Source organism: Bradyrhizobium ivorense, assembly GCF_900696085.1.
Lineage (GTDB): Bacteria > Pseudomonadota > Alphaproteobacteria > Rhizobiales > Xanthobacteraceae > Bradyrhizobium > Bradyrhizobium ivorense.
Genome location: NZ_CAADFC020000028.1, coordinates 119,782 through 144,092 on the forward strand (window position 1 = coordinate 119,782; position 24,311 = coordinate 144,092).

The following is a 24,311-nucleotide window of genomic DNA, read 5'->3' on the forward strand; positions in this document are numbered from 1 at the left end:
TGCCGTGCAATTTTGCACCGGCACCTTGGCGTCGCTCGACCAAACGAGGAGATGTTATCTTATCGCGAAGTAAAAGCTCTCGCCTGGGAGTGAACCGTACATAAACGGCTCTTGGCGACGTTGCGTTTCCTGAAGGACTTCATCTCGCACACGACGAAAGAGCATGTTGATCTCCAGCTTGGGATCAACAATGTTTTTCAGAAATGAGGTCGTGAATGGGCTGTGATCGCCATTGCCGTCCCGAGAGATTTGGCCTTCTCGAGCAGCATAGGCGACCAAGGTCCCCACTTCCGGATCAATGCGTGCTAATCCGCGCCCAATAGATCGGGTGGCGACGGTTCTACGCATTGTCGACAGAAATGGATTGTCCCGACACGAATCCAGAATGACCAACCTCAGCTTCTTTGCCCTTTCGGCAGCCTGGAGCATGCGATCAAGCGAGATTGCCTCGTCCTGGACATCTCGGTCCGACAGAAGACGAACATCGATGGGGAGAAGGTAATTGAGTCCATTCATCTCCAAACCGTGCCCGGCGTAAAAAATGACGGCCCAATCCGCGGCTGCGGCCAGATCTTCAAACTCGCGGATCTTGCTCAGGAACTCTGCACGCGTGAGGTTTCGTCCTGGAATGACGGTTTGAAAGCCCAACTTCTTGAATGCCGCCGCAACAGCTTCTGCATCTCGCTGCGGATTCGGAAGCATTGGAACGGCCTCATAGGCCGAGTTCCCGATGACAAGGGCCACGCGTATGCCAACTTCGCTAGCCAGGCGGGCTTCTTCGACAGCTTGCTTGTTTCGCGCTTCAAACGCAGCGGTCTCGTTTCGAGCCAGGATTTCGGCAGCCAATCGCTGCTGATACTCGAGTTTGGCCTTCGTTTCGGCTTCAGCTCTCGCCTTGGCTTCAATCTCCGATAGTTGTTTAGCGTTCGCCAGCGAGCGCGCTTCCTCCTTTGCGGATGCTTCCGCCTGCTCTATGCGCTGGAATTCATTGAGGCGCGATCGAGCTTCGGACTGTGCCGAAATGCTCGTTCGCGGGTCTGCGGAAGGGAGGGATAACGCTCGTTGATATAATTTCGTCGCAGTCGATTTGTCGCGTTTTGCTTCGTAGACACGCCCCTTACCAACAATGGCCGCCACGTAGCTTGGCTGTAGGCGGAGGGCGGCGTCGTAGTCGGTTAGCGCCAAATCGAGCGCACCTTCATCCAACGACATATTGGCTCTAAGCGTAAAGTTCTCGGGGTCCTTGGGCTGAAGCTCGATCGCTCTATTGAGATCTTTCTTGGCTCGCGCGAAATTACTTTTCAGTCGCCAAACGTCGCCACGAGTTGCGAACGCGTCAGCGTTAGTATTATCCAGCAAAATGGCCTTGCTTGTGTCCGCAATTGCTTTTTCGAAATCGCCCATATCCTTAAATACGTCTCCGCGACGAGCTAGAATCACGGAAGAATCGGGCTTGATCTTCAATGCGTAGTTCTGATCGTCCAGTGCTGCGGGAAGCTGCCGCTGGATTCGTCTCAAGTCCCCCCGCTCTGCAAGCGCACGCCAGTCTTTGGGGGCGAGCTTTAAAATGGACTCAAATTCAGCAAGTGCTGCTTCAAAATCATTCTTTCGAACGAGTATTTCTGCGCGCCGATGATGGATTTCCAGGTCATCGGGGGCGCGGCGCATTGCTTCGTTAACTTGAGCAAGCGCCTTGTCGAACTCATATTTCAACTCGAAGCAAGCGGCTTGATTGATATACGCTCTCACATAATCGGGGCGTAGTCGTATAAGCTCATCATAATCCGCGATAGCCGATTCAATTTCTCCCTGGTCATACAAGGCCGCAGCGCGCTCGCTGTGAGCATCTACATTGTTGGGGTCGACTTCCAGAGCAGTCGAAAAGTCGGCCAAAGCTTTTGCGGGACTATTCAGGCGCCGCCAAGCGAGTCCCCGATTCACATACGCGGCTGCAAATTCAGGTTTTAAGTCGATGGCTTGGGTGAAGTCGGAGACGGCGGAATCGAATCTACCCTTAACGTACCAAGCCACCCCACGATCATTGAAAATCGCGGACAAATCCGCGTTCGGCAATTTCGAAGCTAGCAAACGAGTGCACGCCGGAATACTTCGATCCGGGGACTTTGCCGATTGCGCGCACAGGATCCCATCGTCCCGATCGGCCAAAAGCGGCGTCGACGATAAAAAAATGACAGCGAAAAACACCCAAAAAAAGGGAGCCTTCATATTGGCGATCAACATAAAAAAAATCTGTGGCGTTTCGGTCACAGACGCCGAGTTCCCTCCATACTAAGCTCCCTCTGTTTTTTAGGAAATATTTTATGATTGTTTCGCCTAGGATTTTTCCGCTCTTGTGCATTGCAGCGGTGTTGACCGCGATCTCCGCCACCGAAAGCCTTGCGCAAAAAGCTTCGCTACCTGACCCGATCCTGCCGCCTGCGATCGATTGTGCCGCCACTCCCACACTTTGTAGTTCAGGTACTGGTGGTGGCTTCCGACCTGCGAGTGTCCCGACTGTGCAGCCGACGACACCGACGCAAAGCGGGCCAACCGCAACTGTGATTGGGACAAGCTCGTCCGGCGGATCAACCTCTGGCGGCACCTCGACTGGGTCGAGCCCTTCCGCCGGATCGACCTCTGGCGGCACTTCGACGGTGGCCAGCTCGTCCAGTGGATCGACTGGCGGCACTTCGACTGCGTCGAGTTCATCTGGCGGGTCAAGCAGTGGCGGCACTTCGACTGCGTCGAGTTCGTCTGGCGGATCAAGCAGTGGCGGCACCTCGACTGCATCGAGCTCGTCTGGCGTCGCGGCGAACAGCACGACGCGTACAATCAATGATCAAACGACCCGTGCCGTACGCGAACGGGGCGCCGGGGAGCTCACGAAGTGTCCAGACGGTCTCGAGCTGCGTAACGGCAGTTGTGTTCGTCCGCGAAGAACGCACGTCACCGCCTCCAGCACAAATTTTGTGCCGGTGGTTTTGCCCCCGGCGGTCGTTTCACCGGCCGTTTGGGGCCAAGCCTACGGCGATTACGAACAGCATGGCAATGTCGCTCCAGGGAGCGGCGTGGATGTTACGCGTTTCACGCGTACCTGGGGCGTTTTGATCGGCGCGGACTGGACGTTCCGTGACTTGGGAAAGATCGACGGGACCCTGCTTGTCGGCGCCTTGACTGGGGTTTCGAACGCGAATGTGACCTTCACCAACTCAGCGACACGAATCAATATGTTTGGCCCCTCCGTGGGAGCATATGCCAAGTATTTTCTGGGTGCTTTTTCTACAGACACGTATCTTAAGGTAGACCTGTTGACGTTCAATCAGACCGATCCGACGCTAACCGCGCCGGTCGGCTCGACCCCCATGGATAACGTCACGGTTGGGCAATTCTTCAACTATCGATTTTACACCTTCGGGAATGCATTTTGGTTGGAGCCGACGATCGGGCTCCAATACTCGAGGTCGATCTACGGGAGCTCCGGCATACCGTTGGGCCTTCAGAACGGTGAGTACTCGCGCGTTCAAGGCGGGGTCAGGTTCGGACTGACTTCCAATTGGAATAAAGTTGTCACGACCGCAACGATATCTGCGTTGGCGTACGATGACTTTGCAATCTCCGGGTATGTTTTGGATTCTTCAATACCGGCCGCAACGGGCGTGTTAGCGGACAAGGGCAAATTGCGAGGACTGGGAGTTTTCAATTTCAACTTTGACTGGGGCCGCGGCCTGTCGACCTTCATACAGGCTGACGTCAGAGGAGGGCAGGATCTCATCGGCGGCGGCGGACGGATTGGTGGCAGACTTCAGTTTTGATGCCGAGAAGCGAAATTCGGTTGCGGGCAACTTGCTTTCAAATATCCGAACCGAGTCGCCGAAAGGCCGGACTTAATTCCTTCCACTGCAGATGCTGACTGGCGTTTGCTGCGGAGCAGCGTGCTGCCCCCTGCGAAAAGCCGAGGCGAGCTAGCGGCGTTGATCGCGACCAGCCGACCGGTCGGCCACCCAAAGCATGCGGCGCCGCTCCTGCGAAGGGGGTGGCCGAGCCTGTCGGCTATTTTGCCTCGGGCCACGGACATGGGAATTGTCGCGACCACTGGGATGATCGCCCTCCACTCGCATTATTGATACAGTCGCGGGGCGCTGTACCGGCCACACACGGATTACAGCGAAGTGCTGTTTGATGCATGAAACCAGACGGACAAATTTCGGAGTTCGCAGATGTTTCGGCCGGCTTTCGGTATTTTGACAATCAAGGGCAATTTCACGCTTTGGAAGTATCTGAAGGATCTCCATGATTTTTCTACCATCGAACGAACAATCGGCTTTCACCAGGGACGTTTGACCCACGGCTATCGACTGGTCGTTTTGGCCGCGGGCGAAAGAATTGACCCTGATGATATCGATTTGGGCGGTTCGACTCGGACGTCAGGAGGCACAAATATTTTGCCGACGTCTCCTGGGAGTTCAATTGAACTATTGCTGACTGAAAGAGGGCAGGACGTTCAGGAGCTGAAGAGAAAGGTCTGTACGTTCTTTGCCGCCGCTAGTGATAACCGCCCCGCGAAAATTCTCCCGAACCTGAGGCACAACGAGCATATGGAGTATCCTGACGCGGAAGCGTTGGCTCCGGGTGTGCGCAGCGGAGTGCCGCAATTCAATTTAAGCAATCCGAAGAAGTTCTCGGTGGTTCGCGAAGTCGGTTACCAGCATCGTGGGTAATGAGAAGACCGGGAATCGCCGCCAAAACGGATCAGCGAGTTGCTGATGCGGCGCTTAGCGGCTCCTTCAGCCGTCTTGGAAGTACAACCTGATCGTCGACGGCGTAGAGCCAGCACGGACCATCCTTACCATCCCTTGAGGGATCACTATTGCAATCCGCGAGAGCCGCGACCTGGGCCGTGCGTTGCGAACTTGCGCCTGTCGCAATGAAAACTCGTCCCCACGGGTGAACGGCCACGGCCTTGGGATTGCTGCCTGTTCTATAATTGACAACGTCCTGGCGTTGACGCGTTGCTTCTCTCACAAATGGAATTTGTTGCGGATCAAATAGACCGTCATAGGCAACGCGCGGCATCGATCTCGGGCGTCGATACCCAGTCGATGACGAGTCTTGAACCTTTTCGTTGATTGCAACGAGAATGCACGGGTCGCCGTAACGCATCTGACACGCTTCGAGCGTGTTCTGCTCGGCTGCCGCCTCGTTCGGCCAATCCGACGATCGCCAGCTGTCGGCGGGTGGGTGGACAGCAAGGGCTTTATGACTCGTCGCGGCATGGTAAAGCATGATCTGCTCGAGACGGCGATTATCCGGCATGGCAGGTGCCAGATCCTCCGTCAACGACGACAGTGCGGCTTGGAATATTTCGGCCGGACTCTTGCGAGGCACTGCGTCGGGTTTGACGCTGTTGCTCGATTGCGGAGCATCCGGGGCCGAGACCGCGGGCGTCATTGCTGATTGCAGACGCTTCCGTAGTACGACCTGATCGCCAACTGCGTAAAGCCAGCATCGCCCGTCTTGGCCTTTTCTCGTCGGATCAGAATTGCAATCTGCGAGCGCAGCGACCTCCGCATCGTGCTGCGAGGCTGCCCCCGTTGTGATGAAGATGCGCCTCCACGGGTGGACGGCGGCGGCCTTCGGACCGTCTTTCTTCCTGTAGTCAACAACGTCCTGGCGCTGACGCATCGCGTCCCTCAGAAGAGGAATTTGCTGTGGATCGAAGGGGCCATCATAAGCAGCGCGCGGCATCGGCCGCGTCTGCCAGTATCCGCCCGAAGGCTTACTCTGAATCCTGTCATCTACCGCCACCAGGACGCAGGGATCGCCATATCGCAGCTGGCACGCCTCGAGCACGCCTTGCTCGGCCGCCGACTCGTTCGGCCAATCCGCCGATCGCCAACTATTGCCCGGGGGATGGACCGCGAGTGCCTTGTGACTGGTATCCGCGTGGTAACCTGTGACTGTGGCCAGTCGACCCTGCTCGGACATCGCGGGAGCAATGTCCGTTATTGCTGCGGACAATGCCGCTCGAAAAACATCGGCCGGGCTCTGGCGGGGGGAGATCACGGGATTGGCGGAAGCAACGTCGGCGGCCGACGAAGACGCTGGGGCTGCTGTTGAGTCAGGCGTCATTGGCGCTGTAAGCCTCAGCGGTAGCACGACCCTGTTTTGGACGGCATACAGATAGCATGGTCCACCCGGAGGATTGCGAGCGGGGTCGGCGTTGCAGTCCTTCAACGCCTTTTCCTCCGCCGCCCGTTGGCTCGCCGCTGCAGTCACCAGGATCAATATTCCAGTTGCATGAAACGCCGCAGCCTTTGGACCGGCGAGCGTCGTGTATTCGGCGATCTCCGGACGCAGCAAGGTTTCCTGGCGTAGAGCGGGAACACGCTCGGGATTAAACACTCCGGCATAACGGACACGCGGCGCATCGCGAACTGGCCAAATGCCATTGTCGGCCGGCGTAACGCCGTCATCTGCGGCGATCAAGGCGCAAGGCTCATCGTAGAATTGGAGGCATTTTTCCAGCGCCTTTTCTTCAGCGATTTCGCGCGAGGGCCAATTGGCGGTATGCCAGATTCCCGACCGGCCGCGGGGCGCGGCAAGCGCGCGATGCAGCGGCGAGGCCGCATACGCCGAAACCTCGTCGATCCTGGCGTTCGCAAGACTTCCTGGACTATGTCTCTGCAGGGCCAAAAGGAGCTGGGAGGCCAGGGGCGAAGGCGCCGTTGTTGCGGCTTCGCGACGCATCCACCACGCGCCGAGACAAGCTGCAAAAGCCACGAATGCTAAACCGGCGAAGGCCAAGCGGCGCTTCCAGGGATAAGCAACATGCGCAGGTGCCAAGACCGTCGATTTGCTCGGCCCGGCGGGAAGACTGCGATGAGATCCGCGAATTTTCGGTTCCGGCAACGCGGCAATATCTTTGGCTGCCAAGCCAAAAACGCCGATGGCGCGCGCGATATTCTTGACGGTATGCTCGCCAAGATCGGCGAACGAGAGGCGTAATTTATCGCGAATTTGTTCATTGGCAGCGCGCGAAATACATACACCGCCGGGCTCGCACAGTGCTTCGAGCCGGGCGGCGACATTGACGCCGTCGCCCAGGATGTCATCACCGTCGATAATGATGTCGCCGATATTCACTCCGATGCGAAAGACGATTTGTTCGGTTGCGGGCACCGATGCGTTCCGCGCCAGCATGCCTTGCTGGATCGCTATCGCGCAGCCGATAGCATCGACGATGCTCGCGAACTCAAGGAGCAGTCCGTCGCCGGTAGTCTTGACGACCCGTCCACCGTTGTCCTTTATCGTGGGATCGAGAAGCTCAGCACGGTGGGCCTTGAGAGCCATCAGCGTGCCGACTTCGTCAACGCCCATCAAGCGGCTGTACCCGACCACATCCATGGCGATGATCGCTGCCAGTCGCCGTTCTACGATTGAAGAGCTCATGCGCAATGCGCATGTGTTGGGCGTTGCCGGGCCGCGCGGATAGAATTGCTGCGTGTCGGATTAGCCGAGATTGCGTGGATGAACAGCGAGATAAAAAATGCTGCAATACAATCACTCATGAAATCTCTCCAGTTTGTCGAAAGGGCCTCTCTAACAAAGTGGACTATGTTGTGTTGTTAAGCTGGCCGAAGCACAGCGCGGTCTAGCTTCACGGACGCCACAGGTCTGCGCGGCTGCCAACAGGTGATGGGCCGAACCTACCCTCTGGCAGCAACACGCTCGAATCTGATGCCTTGCTCTTCCTCCATCACCTTATCGCTGATGCCGAGCAGTCCGCGATACGGTGCGATTTTTGGAAGATTGATGTCTTGAGTAAGTATATGCGTCTTGATGTCGGAAGGGAGCTGCGGAAAGTTTTTGTGCACCTTGAGAGCGTCTCTCAAGTGGCCGCTGGCGAGACTATCGACAATTCCGGCGCTGCTGACATGGCCGCCCAGATTGAAATAGCTCGCTTTCGACGTGACTATGACCCGCCACTGGACGGGAACGGGACGTGGTTGTGGTTCAACGGCAACCGGCTTGACTTCCAGAGCGGCCGATTTCGTTTCCTGTGCGACCGGCTTTGCCGTCTTGGGATCGCCACGAGCTTCCACCTTCGCTGGAGCCGTTGAAGGAGGCGTCTTCTTCGATTGCGTCGGCGGCGGGGGTGGATCAAGGGGGGGATTTCCGCCTTCGATCGAATAGGTGCGATCGGGATCTATCAATCGCATGAGCGGAAAACTTGGCGGCGGTTCGGTCGAACCGCCAGTGCCGAAGCCCGGAAGTTCATAGATCGATCGTTCGACGGGCCTTTCATACCGTGAAAGCTGGGGTTGTTTCCTGACCGGCTCCGTGCCGGACCTGATCAAACCACTCACTTCGAAGATCGCGAAGCCAGCAACGACCGTTAGCGCCGATACGGCGCCTATCATGGGCCAATCGAGGGGGCCTGCGAATTTGATACTCGGCAGTCTCATCTTCTTCGTGCCGTCCCGCCAAGTGTCCATCCGCTGTTGGCACCGGCCGTTGCGGCTTCGGGACTACTGAATACTGTACGGCTTTGCATTGAAGGACCAGCGATTTTCCCGCAACCGGCTCGTCGCGTCGTCCGGAATGCGTAGTTCGCTTGTCCGTTCGACAAGATAAGCCAGTACGTCGGATTGGCTGCGGGCTCCTGGCGGCGCGTCCGGCAAATCGAGAAGTTGAACCGGTTGAGCGCTCAAGACCGCGACGACCATGGCGTTACCCTTCGGCGGAGTAACCACGTATTCGGTTGCGCCATTCTGGCCGGTTGCAAGGGGTATGGTCAGCGTGCCCGCCTTCATGAAGTTTCCGTTGGGCTTGGAGGTTTGTACGAGCGAGGCGGTGGTCGGATAAATTTGCGACAGGTGTCCGTTGGCATCGATGTCGATGAGGACGAGATACCCGGGCCGCTTGCTGGTGATCCGGAAGGAGACGCGCGATCCGATGCTGACGGTCTGGCCGGGCAACATGTCGATGGCGATTTCGGCGGGGTTGGTCAGCTTCACCGTGCTGAGGTCGCTCGGGCTTGCCGGCGGGGGAGCGACAGCCTCCGTGGAGGGCGGCGCAGCATCTGCCGGAGCAGCCGCGGGTCTGAGGATTTCCTGGTTCGCTGGAACGGGTTCGCGCTGCGCGGGACTCTGCGTTGTCATGGCAGGGCCAGGGTTTGCTGGCTGCGGAGCCGCTCCCTCGAGGATGAGAACAGCCGCAACGGCGTTCTGTGCGAGCACCATCGCAACGAAGCCCGTCATGCACCTGAGAGAACTTGAGACCCGCATAAGCCGCCTCACGGTGCAGTGAAGAAACCAATCGACCCCACACGCGCGTCGGGGGAGAGATACGTGTTCAATATCTTGATGAGCTGGCCAGGGGCCTTTCGCCGATCCAGTTGAAGAATTGCCTGCTCGAGATCGGGCAATCGCTTTGTCGATGTGACCGCAACGACCTGCTCCGCACCGAACGGCTCGCGTACCTTGAGCTGCAAACGCAGATTTCCGGTTTGAGAGATCGGAGCATCCGAACCGAGCGGATACAGCATCTGGATTGTACCGTCCCCAGATATGTCGAACAGGATGATGGCCCGGCTTGTGACGTCGGAAAGTTCGATCTGAACGGTGCGGCCCTTGTGATACTGGCCATCATCGGGTGCAACGCGAAGGGTCTGCGGGGTCTTGGTCGCAATTCTCTTCAATTCCCTGATGGCGGCAGTCCGGTCGATGACCGACACGAGGTCGCGCTCATCAATCCCGTAGGCGACCACATCACCCCAGGAAATGACATCGCGGGACTTCGAGTCCCAAATGAGATCCGGATTGTCGACAGGCGGAACGATCTCGATCGCGGCATTCCGGGAGGTCAGCTTGGCAAGATTGTTGGTTCTGCTGCCGAGTGCGGCCAACCGTATGGGTGCAGAGATTTCCGTGGGGGCTGGAGCAACGGCAAGGTCACGCGACAGCGCAGCGGGTGGCGCGGGAATCATTGATTTGGGAGGAACGGTCGGGCCGGGCGCCGCGACCAAGGTCGGTCCCTGCGCCAGCTGGAATACGACGTCACTCTCGACTGAACGACCTGGGGAAGCCTTTGTCACCACGTTCTGGCGCTGGTCGGACAACTGGTAGACGACCTGTCGGACGTTGGCGAACAATTCCTTCAACGTAACCTTGCCGTCGTGGTTGGCATCGGCGCCACCTTCGAATGCGCGCGCCACGGCGTAGCTCAACGCGCCGCGAAGTCCGTCGATCCCGGGTATCTTGACCTCGGGCGCCTTGGTGTTGCGATCGACGGCCGCGAGAAACGCCGTGCGGTCGAGATCAAGGTCACTGACCGGATCGGATTCGTTTGTCACCGGAACGAGCTTGTCGACGGGCAGCGTATATTTCGACACCTGTCTGAAGCTCATCTCTGCCGCGCGAGGATCGATGTCCCGCGCCATGCCGCCGCCGTGACAGGTGTCGGCCACGAACAGAACCTTTGCACCGCGCAGTTCGAACTGCCGGATGAAGTGGTTGAACTCGCTGCCCAGAATGCGTTGCCGCGAACCTTCCGGAGTAGGCGCGAAACCGGGCAGCAGAAAAACGTCCTGAAGACCGTCAGGTTCGGACCCTTTGATGGTTTCCGGCTCCTGAGCGCCGTGGCCGGCGATCGACAGAATGATGAGGTCGTTGGACGTGGTCCGTTGAACGAGATCGCTGATGTGTTGCAGCACGCTGCTGCGATTTGCCTGCGCATCGGTCAGCGTGATGACGTCGTTGGTTCCCATCTGCCGAAGCGACTGTTCAATGTCCCTCGCATCCGCGACGGATCCCTTGAGGGGACGAACATGCTCATAGGCATCGATGCCGATGATGAGGCCTCGAATGGCCCCGCCATCGGGATTTTGCAGGTGCAGGACGATGGGCGAGGCGGCCAGGCTCGTCTGCGTCGACAGCAACAACCAGGCCATCGCGACCAGGAGTATCGTATTTAAAGCGCGCATAGCTGGCACCCCGCATGCCTTACCTGCGGATGAACTCGACACGACGGTTCAGCGCATAGATGTCCTCTTGGCTGAGCCCCCCGGAATCGAGAACCTTGAACGGTTCACTTGAGCCCACCCCTTTGGTTTCGATCGTTGTGCCAAGCCCGGTCTCCTTGAGATAAGCAGCGACCGCTTCCGCGCGCGCCGCGGAGAGCTTCATGTTGGTGTCATCGCTGCCGCGGATATCCGTGTGGCCGACGAGAACAATGCGCTCCGGACGCTGCTCCTTGAGAGCATCGGCGAGTTCTCGGACCGCCCGTTCACCGATCGGGGTAAAGGTGGTCTTGGCATATTCAAAAGTGATCGGGATCGGAACGACTTGCGGCGTAATCCCGCGTACCGAGCGTGAATAGATGCCGCCGATCGTGCCATCGCGCTGGTCTCGTGCGGTTTCGACAAACCGTGTGGTTCCATCTGCCAGCTTTACGTTGGCAGCCAGCAATCGGGCCTGGGCCGAGCGGGCCAACAGGCCCTCGATCTCGAATTTCTCGGGCTTGTCAGGCGTCAGGGTTTCGTTTTTGACGATCGCGATGGCCCGGTCATAGGCTTCTGCAGCTTCGGCAAAGCGACGCTCGCCGAACCTGACTTCGCCGAGCGTGGCGGATGCCTGCCAGACGACTTCGGTTCGCTCGGCGCTGGTGATGAGCCGCTCGTATTCCGTGGTCGGCCGGCCCCGCGCCATCATGATCTGGGCTGCGGAGAGGCGGAGAACCGCCAGCCGTTGCTGAACCCGGGTCTGAAACTGGCCGCAATAGGGACTGCCAGCGATCTTGTCGATCATCGCCTGCGCATTGACTTCCTGCGCAGTATCGATCGCGTTATTGAACTGTTCGAGAAGAGCGCTGCAGTCGTCCGCGCGCGCAGGGCAGATCGAAGCAAGCAAGAACGCCAACGTCACGGCGCCCCAGCGGTACTTTCCTTCAAAAATGTTCCGGATCATCTTGGGCTCCGAACGACCGAACAATGGGTATTCATTCGCTATGGTGGCAAAAAGGCTTTATACTACACAGGTGAAACAGCGACAAATGCGGTAGTTCACATACCAACGGAATATCTGGCCGTAGGCTGGCATCGGCGCTCAAATTCCGATTCTCGCAAGTCGTGCGCCAGCAAGAGGCCCGGTAAACAAGCTGCCCCGGCAAGCACGGGTGCCCGGCAAGATCGGGTGCGCGCCGAACTCGCGATCGTCTAGTTCCGTGCTTTGCTCGCCTTGGACGCCGTCTTCTCCTTCCCTGGCTTGTCCGTTTGACCGGACTTGTCCTTCTGACTTGGCTTATCTTTTTGGGCTGACTTGCCTGAGGCGGCGGTCTCCGCTTCATAGCGGCCTTGCGCGACGACAGTCGTGTCGTCCGCCAGACCCTTGAAGCGCACCGGCTGGTATCCGCGAGCCAAAAGCGCTGCGAGAGGGTAGACGTTTCGGCAGACTCTGCCGTTGCAACCGCCGGTGGATGATTCCATCACCTCGGCTTTGCGGTCAGGAGTGAAGCGCAGGAATAGCATCACATGCGAGCCGGGCTTGTTCAAAGCATCGCCTGGGCGCAAATCCCACGGATTTTCGACCGGCCTTGCGATCGCAGGAATCGCCGCGGTCGTATAGTGGACCGAAAGACCCCAGGTGGCGCTGACGAATGCCGAGCAGTCCACGCCGGCAACGTCGTTGCGCGGCGCGTTGCGGGTGCAGACGTTTCCGGCCTTGACGCCGCGCCCCATTTGCGCCCTGAAATTCTCCAGGGAGCCGTGGCAGCCCCAGCAGTAAGGTACCCCGCGGACCTGCTGTCCGACCTTGCCCTGCAGATACCATGGTCGTCTGATCCGGCTGAAGCCGGAGCAGGCTGTGTCAGGGTCGCTGCCATAGTTCTGCGGCGTGAGCAGCCACTGAACTCCCTCGAACGCGAATGCGGTCTCGATCGCCTGCTGGCGGTTCGATGGGCGCACGGCAGCGATCGCGGTGAACTTGCTGTTCGGTGATGCCGCGGGATTCTGATTTCGCGGCGGGCGGACATCGATGAGCTTTGCGTTGCGAAGCGGCCGGAAGCCGACGCCGACGACGTCGACCCCGGTACGTTCGGTGCGCAGGAAATAGACGTCGCCATCGCCAGAGATCGTTACAAAACGGCGGGTCAATGGCGTATTGGCCAGCGGAAGTTCATAGATGCCTTCCAGCTCACCGCTTGGCGAGAAACGCGCGACAAACGTCGCAGCGCGAGATGCTGCGTCCGGGATATTCTCGCCCAGGATATAGAGGCGGTTGCTATTATCTATTTCGAGAAATTCGACGGCCCCCAGTTTGTCACGAACACGCAGGCGTATCTGGGCGACCACCGCATTGTCGTCCATCGAGCGGACTTCGACGAGGACGCTATTTTCCGCCTTCTCGGGAGTGATGTCGGCGATAACGGAGCCACGGCCTCGCGACGCGATATATTGCCGGCTCGGCTTGCGTCCTTGCTTGAGCGTGACCGCGCGCGTGTTCTGGTCGAGCAGTTCGAGCGCATTTCCCGGGGGTTGTGAGCCCATTTGCGCGAATGCGGACTGCGCAAACGTGTCGTCGACGGCGCGCGTACTAACCTCTTCCAGCTTGGTCGTCGTGCCGCCGACGCCGCGGGTCGATACCGGATCGCCGGACGCCTTGAGGGTGCGAATGCCGTTGTCCCATACCAATATCTCGTCTTTCCGAACCACCAGATCGTTCGGCTGCACGCTGTCCGGCAGCACGAGAATGCTTGGCTCTTCGGCAGGCCGCTTTGGATCGAAACGCACTATTCGCTGGTTGAGCTGATCGAGCATGAAGAGGTCGCCGCCGCCGTCGGTCGTCAAGGCCTGGGGGCCGGTCAATTCGACATCTTCGCTCGCCTCGGCGATTCCTACGGAGTTCGGCGAGTCTCCGCCACTGAAGCGCTTGACGACAAGGTCGTCAGCAAGAGCGGCGTACGGTAACAGCGCTGCCAAAATAGCCAGCAGATAATGCGCCGAAAAGCCATTCCGCGGCTGCAACATGATCTGGCCAACCAACTGATAAAAAATCAGCCGCCAGCTTACATCGTGCCCGAATAAAAGTCAGCAATCGGGGCGGACTAACGGCGATTTGAACGTCGCCTCGCGCAGGCGCCGTCAAGCCCGGTTTGCCGGTGGGAAAGCCTTCGGATAGCCAGAAGGGGCATCCTGGACGTCATTCAAATGCAATTAACCATGTCCCGGTGGTGGATCGGTGTCGGGGGGCGTTCAGGCGCAAGGAAGGCAGGCCCGAGCGCGCGCCCGGCGCCGCTTCGGTCTGCTGCGAATTTCGGCTGTTTGGCTGTGGCTAGAAGAGCACATCGGCGGGCGAGTTTGCTGTCCGGGAGGTAAAACTGGACGATTCCTCGTTGCTCGAATCCGCAGGGAGGAGCTAACTAGAAGGAATTTTTGTAGGGGCAGGACGCATGCTTCGAAAAGCGATTTTAGTGCTTGTGGTAACGACAGCCTCGTCCGGGGCCTATGCTCAGTGTGTGCCGTCCTCCGTGACAGGCAATCAAGCGGTCGGTACGTTCCTCGCGGGGGTCCAGTCGACGGCTGGGCAGGCAGCGGGAGCGTTCTCGGGAGCAATCGGCAACGTCAACACCGCCTTTCTGACCCAGCAGGGAAGCGCCTTCGTTTCGGCGCCGGCGGATCCGGCACCGAACCAGCCAGGCGGCGGCGCATGGGTGCGCGGAGTGGGCGGCGAAGTCACCTTCAAGAACACGTCGAACTCGTCGAGCTCATTCACGGCGCCTCCGGGGCTTGGCCTGAATGCGGCCGTTACCACCCCGAATTGCGCGAGCAGCGTGCGCGAGACGTTCGCGGGTGTGCAGGTGGGGCAGGACATCGCTCGGCTCAATTGGGGCGGCTGGAATGTCCATGTCGGTGCAACGGCGGGCTACCTCGGATCGCATGCGACCGACAACAACGGTACGACCAGCGACTTTGAAGTCCCGTTCCTCGGCGGTTACCTTGTCGCAACCTACGGGCGCTTCTTCGCCGATGTCATGGTCCGCGGAGAGTTCTACAACATCAAGGTCAATGATCCCGGACTGGGATTCTACAACCAACCGCTGGGCGGGCGCGGCGTTTCAGTTTCCACGTCTGCTGGCTACAACTTCGCTCTTGCCAACAACTGGTTTATCGAGCCGTCGGCCGGATTCATCTGGGCCAGGACGAGCATCGATCCGTTCAATTTCGGGGGCGTTAACGGCATCGGGACCGGAGGGACGTTCACCGCAAACGACATCGAAAGCGAAATTGGTAGGCTCAGCGTACGCGTCGGAACGACCGCCACTTACGGCAATGTCGTTTGGCAGCCGTTCGCATCCGCCAGCGTGTTCCATGAGTTTGCAGGCAATGTGATCGCGTCCGCGACGAACCTTCCGAATGGCCTGTTTACGGTCACCGGGCAGGCCAGCACTTCGCGGGTTGGCACCTACGGGCAGTACTCTCTCGGACTGGCGGGACAGGTTGTGAACACCGGCTGGCTCGGCTTCGTCCGGGTCGACTACCGCAACGGCGAAAACATCGAGGGATGGACTGGTAATGCCGGTCTTCGCTACCAGTTTACGCCCGAGATGATTGCGGCCGTTATGCCGACAAAGGCTCCGGTCAAGGCCCGCGGCGCGGTGGTGGTGGGGCCGACCAACTGGACCGGCTTCTACGTCGGCGGCTTTGCGGGCGGGGCTTTCGGACGAACCGACATCGGTTTCGTGGGCGACCCAACCTCGGGCAACAAGCCGTATACGGTTGGCGCCTTGGGCGGAGGACAAATCGGCTACAACTACCAGGTCAACAACTGGGTGTTCGGCGCCGAAGGCGATGTTGGGGGAGCAAATGTCAATGGGGCACGGCCGTGCGGCACCGCAAACGGTTTGGTGCCGACCCCGCCCTTCGGTCTCCCCGGCGCCGGTGGTGGCTTTAGCCCGGCTTACTTTACCTGCCAGGATCGTATGGACTGGATGGCGACCGCTGCCGCCCGTCTCGGATGGACCTACGAGCGAACCCTCTTCTTCGTCAAGGCCGGTGGCGCTTGGGCCCATGACACCGTGTCCGCTAACTGCATTCTGGGTCCGACGGCGACGGTCGCTGGCTTCCTTGGCAGCGCCGCCTGCGTCAACCAGGCGGGTGTCGTCACGCCCGGGTTCAGCACCGGAGGTACCCGTACTGGATGGTTGATCGGTGTTGGTACGGAGTTCGATCTCGGCAGCAACTGGTCCGCCAAGGCCGAATACAACTACATCTCCTTCGATCGCAATACGCGGCTGGCATCGGACGGGACCACACAGCTTACGGATCGGTCCGAGGTTAGTCAGATGAAGATCGGAATTAACTACAGGTTTGGTGCGCCGGCGCTCGTCGCGGCCAAGTATTAGTCGTCGCCGCCATATCGATCCAAACAAGGACCCCGGGCGGTTATGCCCGGGGTCTTTTACATCGGCTCATTGTTGCTCCGCACAATCAGGATACGTGGCTTTCCTTGCTGACGCGGGACCTCGCGTGATCTCCTTCGGCTCTACCTCTGAGGCCGGCTGAGGTCGGTCGATCTGTCGACCCAGAGGGGCCGCGAACAGATATCTCGCGGTCAAAGTGGGATGCGGACAAAGTGACCGGCCGGCAAGCTCCAAAGGCATGATGAAGTCAGGTTGAACTGGCGCGCCATCGGAGGTTCACCTCTCGCCTGGGAGAGGCGTAGGCCGCCTTTGGCGGCCGTCCTCAGGAACGCCGAAGCGAAGCTTCGGCTATGGCGCAGCGCCGGGTGAGGGCTTACGGTCCCTCGATCGTACCAGCCCCCACCCGATTTGCTGCGCAAATCGACCTCTTCCCGTCGGGGAGAGGTGAACCGAGAGCCAAACCAATTCAACCTGACTCCATCCCGCTTTAGTACGCGATGCCCACCATCAAGACGAACCTGACCGGGCTTCGCGAAAATGGAGCATCACTGGCTTGGCGATATCTGGGCAATCGCGCCGATGCGGACGGCTGCGAGCTGCGAGAGTGCCGGGCTGCAGTGCGGGTTTCCGCTGGCAAGGCGCGACTACCCAAGTCTGTCGCAGAGGAGGTTCGTTGCGGTTGCGGGGCTGGATCCTCCTGAACGGAGGCGGTCGCAGACGGCGAGGGCTCCGCGAGGGAGGGGATGGTTATTGCGGAAGAACCCAAAGCCGCCTTCACGTCCTCAGCAGGTGCGGCCGTCATACTCTCGGCTGATCGAGCAGGTGCGATCGAGATCGCAGCCGCAATCGTGCTGCCCAGGAGGAGTCCTAGTAAACGCGCCGAAACCATGATCCACCTCTTCCTTGCCTGGTCAAAACCACTCATCACGCCTTAGCTTGCTGTTCGAGCATGATCGGCTCTGAAAACCGACCATGCCTTTCCGGTTCCTTGCTTTAGAACCCGACGCCGATCATGGTGCGCGCGCCTCCGCCGCCTCCACCTCCGCCTCCGCTAAATTCACTCGGCGGGCGCGCAACAGCTTGTTGCCGCGCCTGAGGGGCTGGTGCAGCGCGCACTCGTTTTGGCGTTTCGGCCACGACCTTCGGCGCAGCTCGCCGCCTGGCCCTTGTGTCGTCGTCCTCGTCCTCGTGCTTGCGACGCGATGCGGTGGTGGGCTTGGCCGGCTTGTCCGCCGCGACGCAGATTTCACCCTTGGCTGTCTCTCCGGACTTGCATTCGAGCGGACAGATACGCCCGGTTTGCTTGGACAGGCTGGATACGACGTCTTCCGAGATTTCCGCGGGGCTCGGAGATGAGCCGGTTATCGCTGCGTAACGCCCGAGTGCCTTCTTGACGGTCTCCAGCGAGCCATCGATCTTGCCCGACAAGCATCCGATCCTCGCAAGTTCGTTCTGCGCAGCCCGAACGAGCTCGGGCGAATTCGGAGAGGTCATCGCTCGCTTGGCGACCTCCGCCTTGAACCGATCGACCAGCGCCGCGACCTGGGAGCGCAGTGGATCACAAGTAACAGTCTTCGCAAAAGCCTGAACATCGGTGACGCCGGTGCCGCCGCTGCCCTTGGCATCCAGTTCTTCGAACCGGGTCTGTTCCTGCTTGCAAGCCTTGGCTTGCGCCGCGGCCAGCTCCGCCTTCTTCTGTTCCGCCTCGGCCTCTCGATCCTTCTGTTCGCGTGCGGCGCGCAGAGCGGCGGCTGCCGCACGCAGCGCCTCAGCCTCTTGCTCCGACTTCCTTCTCTCCGCTTCCTCAGCCGCCTTCTTGGCCTCCGCGGCCTTCATCTCGGCAGCCTTCTCCTTTGCAGCCCGCTCTGCCTCAGCGGCCTTGGCAAGGCGCTCTTCTTCTTCACGCTTCTTTGCGGCCGCGAGCTCGGCCTTCTTCTGTTCGGCCTGAATGCGCGCATCCTCCGCGGCCTTCTTGGCTGCCTCACGATCGGCGCGAGCCTTGGCTTCGCGCTCCTCGGCAGCCTTGGCAAGTTCTGCCTTCTTCTGCTCAGCCTGAACGCGCGCATCCTCGGCAGTCTTCTTGGCCGCCTCGCGATCTGCCTGTTCCTTTGCCTCACGCTCCTCAGCGGCCTTCTTGACGGCCGCTTCGCGGTCCGCGCGGGCCTTTGCTTCGCGTTCCTCAGCGGCTTTGGCAAGCTCTGCCTTTTTCTGCTCGGCCTGAAGGCGAGCTTCATCCGCAGCCTTCTTGGCCGCTTCGCGTTCTGCACGGGCCTTGGCTTCGCGCTCCTCAGCGGCTTTGGCAAGCTCTGCCTTTTTCTGCTCGGCCTGAAGGCGAGCTTCATCCGCAGCCTTCTTGGCCGCTTCGCGTTCTGCACGGGCCTTCGCTTCGCGCTCCTCGGCGGCCTTGGCAAGTTCTGCTTTTTTCTGCTCGGCCTGAATGCGCGCATCCTCGGCGGCCTTCTTGGCCGCTTCACGATCTGCGCGTTCCTTTGCCTCACGCTCCTCGGCGGCCTTCTTGATGGCGGCTTCGCGTTCCGCACGCGCCTTTGCTTCGCGCTCCTCTGCTGCTCTATTCAACGCATCCAGCCGTTGCCGGGCGGTTATCGATAGCGGCGAATTTGGATAGCGCCTTATGAAGGATTCCAGCGCGGATTGATCGGTGGTGTTCTTCACCGATTCCCAATCAACGACTTCCTTGGCCAAGGGCTCTCTGCCTGGCGCAATGACCTTGGGGCTGACGGCAATCTTGCTGTCGCCCGGCGCATCCTGCGCGGGGAGGGGGAGTTGATCCTTCAGGTTGGCAACCTTTAGCTTGCCCTGTCCGCCGTTCTCTTGTGAGGGGTCAATCGGCTGCTGAGCGGTCGCAGCTGCAGGAACGCGCCCCTTTTCCGAGAAGTCATTGCGCGCAGCGCCGGCGGCCAGCTTGTTGCGCTGAGCTTTGGCGAGATCCGAGTAAAATCCGCTCTTGTGCGCGGCGATAAAGTAGTCCCAAGCTTCTTCAGTGCCTACTCGCTCGGCAAGCTGGTAGTCTGCACGAACATCCGCCAGATTGTTGGAGCTGAGGGTCGGCTCTACGGTGGGGGCGGGTACCAAAGCCACGTCCGCGCCGCCCAGGGATCCGAAGACAAATGGCTCCTGGCGGTTGTTGGTGGAGCTCATCACCTCATCGCGAACCAGTCCAAGCGCCCGGCGCACGTCGAGCCCCGGGACAGTTAGATGTTTCAGCAGCGATGTTGTGAATGGACTGTGCTCGCCGACGCCATCCTCTGCCGTTGCCCCGGCTTTCGCGGCGAATGCGACGAGCGTATTGGGAGTATCGGGGTCGACGCGCGCCAGCCCGCGCGAAATTCCGCGGGCGGCAACCGATCTGCGCATGCTCTTCGTGAAGGGATTTTCGCGGCAAGCGTCCAGAATAACGAGGCGAAGCTTTCTGGCAGGCTCAATCGATTGGACTATACGGTCGAGAGACACAGCCTCGTCGTATACGTCCCGGTCCCGTTCCAAAACAGCGTCGACCGGAATGATGTAGTTGGAGCCCTCGATCTCGATGCCGTGACCCGCAAAGTACACGACCGCAACATCCGCATCCCGAACGCTGTCGAAGAAGCTGTTGAGCGTCCGCCGCAGGGCTGAGTTTTTTAGGTCTTGATAGACCTGCACAACATCAAATCCCGCTCCCTTGAACAGGTCGGCCATGGCCGCGGCGTCATTGACGGGATTGGGGAGCACAGGCACGTTTTGATAGGCCGAATTGCCCACCACCATGGCAACGCGCTTTCCGGCCAACGCTTCGGGGCTGACGAGGAAAAAGAAGAAAAAAATAAGCGCTAAACGAATCTGAGAGCGCACCGCAGGAGCCCCTGAGACCGCAATCACAAGTAAACCCCACGAAATTATCAATTCAGCCCGGCCCGGACAAGCTTCCGCCGGAAGTATTCCGCAAGTATGCCAAAAAAACGCCGTTCAATCAATGTGTTGCCTGCAGGACACATCTTCGCGACGCCCGCTACTTTCCGATTGTCCGGCTCCGCTTTCCGCAGGCGGGTCGCGGCAGCTGGCATCCCGTCGGAGTCAGCCTTAACCACAGACCGTTTTGACGGTGCGAAAGCGGAAACAGGTCGGATGGCCGATGCTGAGTCCTGAAGCCGGGCCGAATGCACAAGACGTCGCCCGGCAATGGGCCGATGTGCTATTGTGGCGGCCGCACCGATTTCAGGCCCGCTCGCTTGTCGGGATCGATTATGACGCCAGCAATTTGGAAGGCCACGCTTGGAGCGCTTTCGATAGCAGCGACCATTAGTCCAGCGCTATCGAACGATACTGCGGCGGAACTCGCGGTCGGAGGCCTCCAGTTTACGCGTTCCGGAAGTATTACGATGAAGAGCGAACTCCTTCAGATTTCGCTCGCGCGAGTAAGCGTTCGTTACGAGTTTGCCAACAATGGGACCGCTCCTGTCCCTCTCACGATAGCCTTTCCTCTCCCCGACATTGATTTGTCGGAGGGGCAGAACATCGCGTTCCCTTCGAGCGATCCGGTCAATTTCGTCGATTTTGCAACCAAGATCGACGGCGTACCCACGACCTTCAAGATTGATCAGCGCGCATTTGTGGGCAAAGACGATGTCACCTCTCTTTTGAAAGAGCTGAACCTGCCGGTGTTGCCCATTGGCGCGCGCCAATTTCGGACCCAGGACCTGACCGAGGCGACGCGTAGCAAGCTCGTCAATCGTGGGCTTCTCATGCAGATGGGCAGCGACGAAAGGGGGCGTCCGCTCTATGAGACGGCATGGCTCGTCAAGACTGCAGTGCTTCGCGAACAGGAGTTCCCGACCAATCGATCGGTTACGGTCGAGCACGTTTATCGACCAAGCGTTGGCAGCAATTCTGACACCATATTGCGCAAGGGACTGCGGCAAAATAAAGCGATGTCGAACGAGTTTGAGAGGTACCGAAAGGAATACTGCGTGACGGACGCGTTCCTGAGTCAGGTCGACAAGATTGCGGGTGGAGGTCAAGCCAGCAAGGCGCCAATTCAGGAGCGGCGCGTCAGTTATGTTCTCAAGACCGGCGCAAACTGGGCAGGACCGATCAAGAATTTCCGGCTTGTGATCGACAAGCCCGCCAAAGATCAACTGGTCAGTTTCTGCGCGGGCAATCTGAAGCAGTCGCCTGACGGGGCTCTTGATTTCAGCGCGGCTGACTTCGTCCCGGATCGTGACATCAAGCTCCTCTTTGTCGGCCGCTTCTAGGCTAACCCAGGTTTCTCCTCGAGGTAGGCTGCGGAGCCGCGCGCGTCTCGGTCGAACGACCGGGTTACTTCTGAACCGTGATGTACCGCGCCGTTGCATTCATTGCGATGTTGGTTCGTTGCGCCTCGCTAAGCACCTGCAGGAAAAATTGGTCAGCAGGCGTCGGACGGGGCTGCCTGAGCGAGTCGAGGACACGAGGTGTTGTAACCGCCATGAGCAGCTGTGGTGAATTTGGGCGCGACGCCTCGTCCGTGCGCGGAATCTCGCTTGAGAACGACAGGGCATCGGTGCCGGGCTTCAAGAGATAGGAGACATTCTGGACCTGCCCGTCGTCGCCGATCAGCAGGAGCTCAACGACGCGGTTGGCAAAGTTCTCGACGTTTCCGGCAAGCACTTCGCCCGGACGCAATTTCACCGAGCCTAGCGAGATTCGGGGGGTACGGGAGCTTTCTCCACGGAGCCGGCTCAGAAACGACACAGCTGGGCATTGTGCCGACGTAACGAGCCTGACTCCGATCGAGGGCTCAAAACCCTGGCTCTTCTTGAATGCCCTGTCCAACGCCTCGAAGGGCGCCGTCGAGGCGCCCATGCCCTCGAGAACGGCCGCGCTCGCGCCAATCGCGACGGGGATCACGAAGAAGCAATCACCACCGTCGTATTGCGCAACAAACTTGCGGACTGCATCGCTCCGGACCGGAGCATCATCCGGTGGTTTCGGCGGCGCCGTCTCTGCCTCCTTGCGCGTATCGGGCGGAGGCCGCTGCTCCGGAGCTGTCGTCTTCTCAGCCGATGGTCCTTTGAGCTCTGCTGGAGGAGGTGAGTCGACCTCAGTCGGAGCCAGCCAGATGTACTCGTAATAGGCCACACTGGATGCCACGATCACGCACAATGCAAGGGTAGCCAGCAAGCCGTATCGAACTCTCGGCCGCATCGCTCGACTTGGCTCTTCCGCGGCAATGCTTCCAGTCGGTGACCCCGGCATCGCTCTCGCTGGGCCAACGTTCCAGTTCTCGATTTCAGCCATCGTCGGTCGCGCAGCGGGATCAGGCTGAAGCATTCTCTCGAGCAGCGGACGAATTCGAGCATCGACCGCGCCCAAATCCGGGACCCGGCGTCGCTTCTCCACGAGCTGAAACTGGGTTCCTCCCATATCGAGTTTCGTTCCGGTCAGGGCATGAAACAGCACCAATCCGAAGCTGTAGACGTCGGACTTGCCGGTGACGTCGCCCCCGAACAAGCCGACCTGCTCCGGCGAAACGTAGTTGTGTTTGCCGGCAAAGCCACTTCCAATGATCGTTGCGTCATTGAGCTGCGTGGAACGGGCGATGCCGAAATCTATGATCTTGGCGCGGGCGACGTCGCTTCGTGGAACGATGATGTTATCCGGGGACACATCGCGATGCGTGATACCCCGCTCGTGGGCTGCGTTCAGTCCGGAAGCGACCCTGCGCATCAATCGACGCAGTGCCTCGAATGAGAGTGGCCCGCCGGACAGCATGTCGGCGAGTGACTGGCCATCGACGAATTCCATGGCCAGATAAGGCCGCTGCAAAGTCGGCTCCACCGTGAAGACGAAATACCGGACGATTGCGTCATGCATGAGATAGTGGAGTGCGGATGCCTCCCTCCGAAACAGCGCTAGCGCCGCCTCGTTCTCGGACATTTCCGGCAGCAACATCTTTATCGCGACCGCCGTGCCGGTCTGAATCTCGTGGCTCTTGTAGATTTCGCCCATGCCGCCGGCGCCAATCATACTGTCGATTTCGTAGATGCCGTTGAGCCGCGTCCCGGGCGACAGTCGGTAGTGCGGCAACCGAGTTGGTTCTTGTTGGTTCACGCGTTTACTCCCATACTTCTGCGGGAGGCGCCTGCAAAATTGCGGCTGGAATCGTGCGTTCCTGCTTTGGCGTCTGATTGGTCGTTCGAACAACGATGACGGTCACATTGTCGAGGCCGCCTCGTTCCAGCGCAAGGTGGACGAGGGCCGTGGATGAGGCTTGCGCGTCGCGGGTCGAAACGCACTCGAGAATTTCGTCGTCTGTCACGTGCCTGGTAAGTCCGTCGCTGCACAGAACGAAAATGTCGCAAGCCTCGAACGCGCCACTCACGATCTCCAACTCGGGATTGTCGCGGACTCCCACCGCGCGCGTGATGACGTTGGTCGGCCAATCCCTGGCTTCGTCGATCGTGACGCCGCCGCTGGCGAGCAGTTCTTCAATCTCGGTGTGATCTCGCGATACTTGTCGGATAGCGCCGCGGCTTGCCAGGTACAGGCGACTATCTCCGGCCCACAGGCACGCGTAGTGGTTCTCCGAGATCAGCAGGACCGTGACGGTAGACCCGATGACAATGCCGCCGCGCTGACGCCTCAACTCGAGGATCTGGCGATTCGCAAGCAGTACCCGACTTTGGACCTGCTCCAGAAATTCGGCTGCGGATTTGGAGCTGGAGACGGTGTCTAGGGCCGCAACAACGAGCTCGCTTGCTACATTCCCGGCTTCGTGCCCACCCATGCCGTCAGCCACGGCCCAAAGGCCCGCATCGCTCCGCACGAGATGAGAATCTTCATTTCTCACCCGAACCTTGCCCACGTGGGTGGCAGAGCCTGCATCAAAGGTGAAAAGCGGCTCGTTCATCGATCCTCCC

General features: G+C 59.5%; 15 protein-coding genes. 4 read left to right on the forward strand and 11 right to left on the reverse strand.

The annotated features are described in order from the left end of the window. Positions 1-54: 54 nt before the first annotated feature. Both CI41S_RS31780 and CI41S_RS43805 read right to left on the reverse strand, forming a co-directional pair. A complete protein-coding gene (locus tag CI41S_RS31780) occupies positions 55-2,058 on the reverse strand; it encodes a tetratricopeptide repeat protein (RefSeq protein WP_172628265.1) in 2,004 nt (667 codons plus the stop codon). Next, positions 2,039-2,821 carry a hypothetical protein gene (locus CI41S_RS43805; RefSeq protein WP_172628266.1) on the reverse strand — a complete coding sequence of 261 codons (783 nt, stop codon included), beginning with the start codon at positions 2,819-2,821 and terminating at the stop codon, positions 2,039-2,041. The genes CI41S_RS31780 and CI41S_RS43805 overlap by 20 nt, the downstream gene beginning before the upstream one ends. 148 nt (positions 2,822-2,969) lie before the next feature. Between CI41S_RS43805 and CI41S_RS31785 the strand changes: the two genes are divergently transcribed. Together CI41S_RS31785 and CI41S_RS31790 are read left to right on the forward strand one after the other, a co-directional pair. Continuing rightward, a complete protein-coding gene (locus CI41S_RS31785) occupies positions 2,970-3,812 on the forward strand; it encodes an autotransporter outer membrane beta-barrel domain-containing protein (RefSeq protein ID WP_139863062.1) in 843 nt (280 codons plus the stop codon). A gap of 405 nt (positions 3,813-4,217) precedes the next feature. Then, a complete protein-coding gene (locus CI41S_RS31790; RefSeq protein ID WP_139485547.1) occupies positions 4,218-4,718 on the forward strand; it encodes a hypothetical protein in 501 nt (166 codons plus the stop codon). Between the two features lie 31 nt (positions 4,719-4,749). Here CI41S_RS31790 and CI41S_RS31795 read toward each other — a convergent pair whose 3' ends face one another. The 6 genes from CI41S_RS31795 to CI41S_RS31820 form a co-directional block, all read right to left on the reverse strand. Continuing rightward, on the reverse strand, positions 4,750-7,449 hold the full coding sequence (locus tag CI41S_RS31795; RefSeq protein ID WP_139863063.1) for an adenylate/guanylate cyclase domain-containing protein: 2,700 nt from the start codon (positions 7,447-7,449) through the stop codon (positions 4,750-4,752). A 257-nt stretch (positions 7,450-7,706) separates the two neighbouring features. Next, a complete protein-coding gene (locus CI41S_RS31800) occupies positions 7,707-8,420 on the reverse strand; it encodes a hypothetical protein (RefSeq protein WP_139863064.1) in 714 nt (237 codons plus the stop codon). 108 nt (positions 8,421-8,528) lie between these two features. Then, positions 8,529-9,260: a DUF4384 domain-containing protein gene (locus tag CI41S_RS31805; RefSeq protein WP_139863065.1), complete on the reverse strand. Its 732-nt coding sequence runs from the start codon at positions 9,258-9,260 to the stop codon at positions 8,529-8,531. 35 nt (positions 9,261-9,295) lie between these two features. Continuing rightward, positions 9,296-10,984, reverse strand: coding sequence for a caspase family protein (locus CI41S_RS31810; RefSeq protein WP_139863066.1), 1,689 nt, complete (start codon positions 10,982-10,984; stop codon positions 9,296-9,298). 19 nt (positions 10,985-11,003) lie between these two features. Next, positions 11,004-11,966 (reverse strand): OmpA family protein, encoded by a 963-nt coding sequence (locus CI41S_RS31815; protein ID WP_139863067.1) that lies wholly within the window; start codon positions 11,964-11,966, stop codon positions 11,004-11,006. 248 nt (positions 11,967-12,214) lie between these two features. Next, positions 12,215-14,023 (reverse strand): hypothetical protein, encoded by a 1,809-nt coding sequence (locus tag CI41S_RS31820; protein WP_139863546.1) that lies wholly within the window; start codon positions 14,021-14,023, stop codon positions 12,215-12,217. A 422-nt stretch (positions 14,024-14,445) separates the two neighbouring features. Here CI41S_RS31820 and CI41S_RS31825 point away from each other — a divergent pair, with 422 nt between their 5' ends. Beyond that, positions 14,446-16,398 carry an autotransporter domain-containing protein gene (locus CI41S_RS31825; protein ID WP_139485541.1) on the forward strand — a complete coding sequence of 651 codons (1,953 nt, stop codon included), beginning with the start codon at positions 14,446-14,448 and terminating at the stop codon, positions 16,396-16,398. Positions 16,399-17,409: 1,011 nt separating this feature from the next. Here the strand turns inward: CI41S_RS31825 and CI41S_RS31830 are convergent. Next, the gene (locus tag CI41S_RS31830; protein WP_244626747.1) at positions 17,410-20,265 is read right to left on the reverse strand and encodes a caspase family protein; all 2,856 of its coding nucleotides are present in this window, start codon (positions 20,263-20,265) and stop codon (positions 17,410-17,412) included. A gap of 392 nt (positions 20,266-20,657) precedes the next feature. Between CI41S_RS31830 and CI41S_RS31835 the strand changes: the two genes are divergently transcribed. Then, entirely contained in the window at positions 20,658-21,665 is a 1,008-nt protein-coding gene (locus tag CI41S_RS31835) for a DUF4424 domain-containing protein (protein WP_139863068.1), read from the forward strand. Between the two features lie 64 nt (positions 21,666-21,729). Here CI41S_RS31835 and CI41S_RS31840 read toward each other — a convergent pair whose 3' ends face one another. Continuing rightward, positions 21,730-23,502 carry a serine/threonine-protein kinase gene (locus CI41S_RS31840; protein WP_244626748.1) on the reverse strand — a complete coding sequence of 591 codons (1,773 nt, stop codon included), beginning with the start codon at positions 23,500-23,502 and terminating at the stop codon, positions 21,730-21,732. A gap of 4 nt (positions 23,503-23,506) precedes the next feature. Then, positions 23,507-24,301: a PP2C family protein-serine/threonine phosphatase gene (locus CI41S_RS31845; protein WP_139863069.1), complete on the reverse strand. Its 795-nt coding sequence runs from the start codon at positions 24,299-24,301 to the stop codon at positions 23,507-23,509. Positions 24,302-24,311 lie beyond the last annotated feature (10 nt).

Excerpts from the sequence above, each read along its gene's own strand:
- CI41S_RS31820 (WP_139863546.1), bottom strand. The coding sequence starts at position 14,023 with ATGTTGCAGCCGCGGAATGGCTTTTCGGCGCATTATCTGCTGGCTATT.
- CI41S_RS31815 (WP_139863067.1), bottom strand. The coding sequence starts at position 11,966 with ATGATCCGGAACATTTTTGAAGGAAAGTACCGCTGGGGCGCCGTGACG.
- CI41S_RS31790 (WP_139485547.1), top strand. The coding sequence starts at position 4,218 with ATGTTTCGGCCGGCTTTCGGTATTTTGACAATCAAGGGCAATTTCACG.
- CI41S_RS31800 (WP_139863064.1), bottom strand. The coding sequence starts at position 8,420 with ATGATAGGCGCCGTATCGGCGCTAACGGTCGTTGCTGGCTTCGCGATC.
- CI41S_RS31825 (WP_139485541.1), top strand. The coding sequence starts at position 14,446 with ATGCTTCGAAAAGCGATTTTAGTGCTTGTGGTAACGACAGCCTCGTCC.
- CI41S_RS31805 (WP_139863065.1), bottom strand. The coding sequence starts at position 9,260 with ATGACGGGCTTCGTTGCGATGGTGCTCGCACAGAACGCCGTTGCGGCT.
- CI41S_RS31845 (WP_139863069.1), bottom strand. The coding sequence starts at position 24,301 with ATGAACGAGCCGCTTTTCACCTTTGATGCAGGCTCTGCCACCCACGTG.
- CI41S_RS31795 (WP_139863063.1), bottom strand. The coding sequence starts at position 7,449 with ATGAGCTCTTCAATCGTAGAACGGCGACTGGCAGCGATCATCGCCATG.
- CI41S_RS31810 (WP_139863066.1), bottom strand. The coding sequence starts at position 10,984 with ATGCGCGCTTTAAATACGATACTCCTGGTCGCGATGGCCTGGTTGTTG.
- CI41S_RS31835 (WP_139863068.1), top strand. The coding sequence starts at position 20,658 with ATGACGCCAGCAATTTGGAAGGCCACGCTTGGAGCGCTTTCGATAGCA.